We start from the raw sequence: 3,069 nt of genomic DNA on the forward strand, positions 1-3,069 counted from the left end.
CTGGCGTTGGCGGGGATCACCGCCTGGATGTGCCGAGCCCGGAGCCAGCTAAGAAGATCGTCGGCATCATAGGCCTTGTCGGCGATGACCCGCCGAGGTGGCGGGACGGCATCGAGCAGCGGGATGGCCATGCCGATGTCGGCGAGGTTGCCCGGCGTCAGGGCGAACCCGCTCATCGGCCAGGCCATGGAGCTTCGACGTGCGGCCGCCGCGCGCGCGGCCGATCGCCTGGCACCACTCGCCCCCTTGCCGCCAGCTGCCGAGCGGTGCGCTTTGACATGCGTGCCATCGATCAACAGCTCGGCCAAATATCGCCGGCCCCTGCGAGCTGCTGGAAGATGCACTGCCAGATGCCGCGCCGCGCCCACCGGTTGTATCGATGATAGACGGTCATGGCCGGCCCGCAGGCAGGCGGCACGTCCCGCCATGATCCGCAGCAGGCGGATCATCCATGCCCATAAGGACCGAGGTCAGGAGACCTCGGCGGGCGGCAGCCGGTCTCGAGCACGTGCAGGATCCCGCTGATCACCCACCGGTCGTCGACCCTGGCCGCCCCCGGCCGACCATGGGGCAGATGCGGCTCGATCCGCGCCCAAGCCGCGTCCGACCGCCAATACAGATGTGCCATCCGCCAGATCCTTCACAGCCATACGTCCCTGATCAGCCGATCGAAAACCATGAAGCTACAGAAGGTTGTTTGAGTTCCCTACCTAGCACGGGCTCGGGCGCGCGATCGGCCGCGCCCGGGAAACAGTGCGATCCCTGCCGCGGACCTTCGCCCGCGTCCGCTTCTTCCCCATGTCAGCGCCGGGCCGGTGAAGGACCGGCGGGGCAAAGGGAGTGGCCATGCAGCTTGGCATCTACAGTTTCGGCGACACCACGCCGGATCCGGTCACCGGCGCCGTCCTGCCGGCCGCCCGGCGCCTGCGGGACCTGATCGAGGAGATCGAGCTGGCCGACCAGGTCGGGCTCGACGTGTTCGGCTTAGGCGAGCATCACCGTCCGGACTACGTCGTCTCGGCACCCGCGATCGTGCTCGCCGCCGCCGCCGCCCGCACCCGGCGGATCCGGCTGACCAGTGCGGTCACCGTGCTGGGCTCGGAGGAGCCGGTGCGGGTCTTCCAGCAGTTCACCACCCTGGACCTGCTCTCAGAGGGCCGCGCCGAGATCATGGCCGGGCGCGGCTCCTTCATCGAATCCTTCCCGCTGTTCGGCCTGGACCTGAACGATTACGATGCGCTGTTCGCCGAGAAGCTCGACCTGCTCCTGAAGCTGTGCGCGGCGGAGCGGGTCACCTGGTCCGGCCGGCACCGGCCGGCCCTGCACGATCAACCGGTCTATCCACGCCCGCTGCAGTCCCCCCTGCCTGTCTGGATCGCGGTCGGCGGCAACCCGCCTTCCGCGGTGCGCGCCGGCACGCTGGGCCTGCCCATGGCGCTGGCCATCATCGGCGGCGAGCCCGCGCGCTTCGCCCCGCTGGTGGCCCTTTATCGCGAAGCCGCGCGCAGGGCCGGCCATGATCCGGCGGGCCTTGCGGTCGGCATCAACTCGCACGGCTTCATCGCCGACGATTCCCAGGACGCCGCCGACACCGCCTTTCCCTATTATGCCGACGTGATGGGTCGGCTCGGCCAGGAACGCGGCTGGCCCGCCTACACCCGCCCCCGCTTCGAGGCGAGCCGCTCGCCGCGCGGCGCCGACTTCATCGGCAGCCCGCAGCAGGTGATCGACAAGATCCTGGCCCAGCGCGAGATCTTCCGCCACGACCGCTTCCTGCTCCAGCTGAGCCTGGGCACCATGCCGCACGGCAGGATCATGCGGGCGATCGAGCTGTACGGCACGGTAGTGGCGCCGGCGGTCAGGAAGGCGTTGAGATAGGCCACAGAAGCGTCATATCCAGGGATTACCCGGCGCCAGGTTGGGCAAGGGCATGATCCGCCGCACGAGGTCCAGGTCGAGGCGTCCCAGCTGGATGTCCAGGAACTCGACATGGCTGATCGTGACGGCGGCAACCGCATCCACGAGGCGCGGACAGATCAATTCCGGCATTTCGGTTGGATCGACCTCAAGAAGGGCAGCCACGACGCCAGTTCTGCAGGGGACTTGGCTGTCTCAATGCCTTTGCCCACCGGCGCAGGCTCGGCCGCTCGTTCAGCACCAAACGGATGACGGCGGACCGCTCAGGATCTGGCGTCGGGGTGACGGCGCACCCCGCCATGGCAAATGCGACTAGGTGTATGGTCCCGGGATGTGGTGTGCCGGGTCGAGCCTGAACCGGTTGGGCTCTTTGGCCCAGGCTTTGCAAATGGCCTCGCAGGGGATGAGGCCCCGTAGGGTCTTGTGCCTGCGGACGTGGTCATAGGCGCCGAGGAGGAGCCGCAGGTGCGTTCTGAGCTCGCCGTGGCTGCCGTAGCGGTAGCGGCGGACGGTGGCATCCTTCGGCGTCCGGTTGAGCCGCTCGACTTGGTCATTATCCGGTATCCGGTATGATGGCTTCGGTGCCCTGCGTTCCCGCTGATCTCCGGATCAGCACTATGGTGAGCCCATCCGGGATGTGGGGCACCGGGAGCATGCAAGTGCGGGCAGGCCGGATGCGCTGGGAGCACGGCATGGCCCGGCGCCTTGGCCGGATCGGCATGACCCGTGCTCATGGGGTGGCGTTCGCGCAGAACCTGACCCGTGCCGACCATGTCGTGGTCGCGGCGACCGGCACCGCAAGGGCGGTGGCGGAGGTGATCCGGCCGGGCCGGGGGGTGATCGCCAACCCGCGCCAGGTGCGGCTGATCGCCGAGGCGCGCATCAAGGCCGACAGGACCGACGCGACGGTGCGGGCGCAGCTCTGCGCCAGTGGCTCTCTGCCGGAGGTCCCGGACGAGACGACCCTTGGCTTGCGACGCCAGGTCATGCGCCGCACCAGATCCGTGCGGCAGTGGGTGCGGCCGAAGACCATTGCGCAGTCGATCCTGCACGCCCATCTCGTGCCGTCCTGTCCGCACGCCGTCCTGTTCGAGCCGAAGGGGCGTGTCTGGTTGCTGGCGCAAGCGCTGCTACCTGACGAGGGTGATGCAA

The 3,069-nt window shown here is 68.6% G+C and carries 3 protein-coding genes and 3 pseudogenes; 2 read left to right on the forward strand and 4 right to left on the reverse strand.

What is annotated here, in order from left to right; genetic code table 11:
• Both VNS22_RS15195 and VNS22_RS28590 read right to left on the reverse strand, forming a co-directional pair.
• On the reverse strand, positions 1–308 hold a 308-nt coding region (locus VNS22_RS15195), incomplete at its 3' end, for a transposase (protein WP_325733821.1).
• A pseudogene (locus VNS22_RS28590) lies at positions 293–628 on the reverse strand (transposase). The pseudogene VNS22_RS28590 and the gene VNS22_RS15195, both read right to left, overlap by 16 nt.
• Before the next feature lie 218 nt (positions 629–846).
• On the opposite strand from VNS22_RS28590, the gene VNS22_RS15200 reads away from it, so the two are divergent.
• Entirely contained in the window at positions 847–1,878 is a 1,032-nt protein-coding gene (locus tag VNS22_RS15200) for an LLM class flavin-dependent oxidoreductase (RefSeq protein ID WP_325733823.1), read from the forward strand.
• Between the two features lie 12 nt (positions 1,879–1,890).
• Here VNS22_RS15200 and VNS22_RS15205 read toward each other — a convergent pair whose 3' ends face one another.
• Both VNS22_RS15205 and VNS22_RS15210 read right to left on the reverse strand, forming a co-directional pair.
• Complete coding sequence (locus tag VNS22_RS15205) at positions 1,891–2,082, reverse strand: hypothetical protein (protein WP_325733825.1); 192 nt, start codon at positions 2,080–2,082, stop codon at positions 1,891–1,893.
• 147 nt (positions 2,083–2,229) lie between these two features.
• Positions 2,230–2,472, reverse strand: a pseudogene (locus VNS22_RS15210) (IS481 family transposase); the annotation flags it as partial.
• A gap of 80 nt (positions 2,473–2,552) precedes the next feature.
• Between VNS22_RS15210 and VNS22_RS15215 the strand changes: the two are divergent.
• Positions 2,553–3,069: pseudogene (locus VNS22_RS15215) on the forward strand (IS110 family transposase); the annotation flags it as partial.

The organism is Geminicoccus sp., assembly GCF_035556675.1.
Taxonomy (GTDB): domain Bacteria; phylum Pseudomonadota; class Alphaproteobacteria; order Geminicoccales; family Geminicoccaceae; genus Geminicoccus.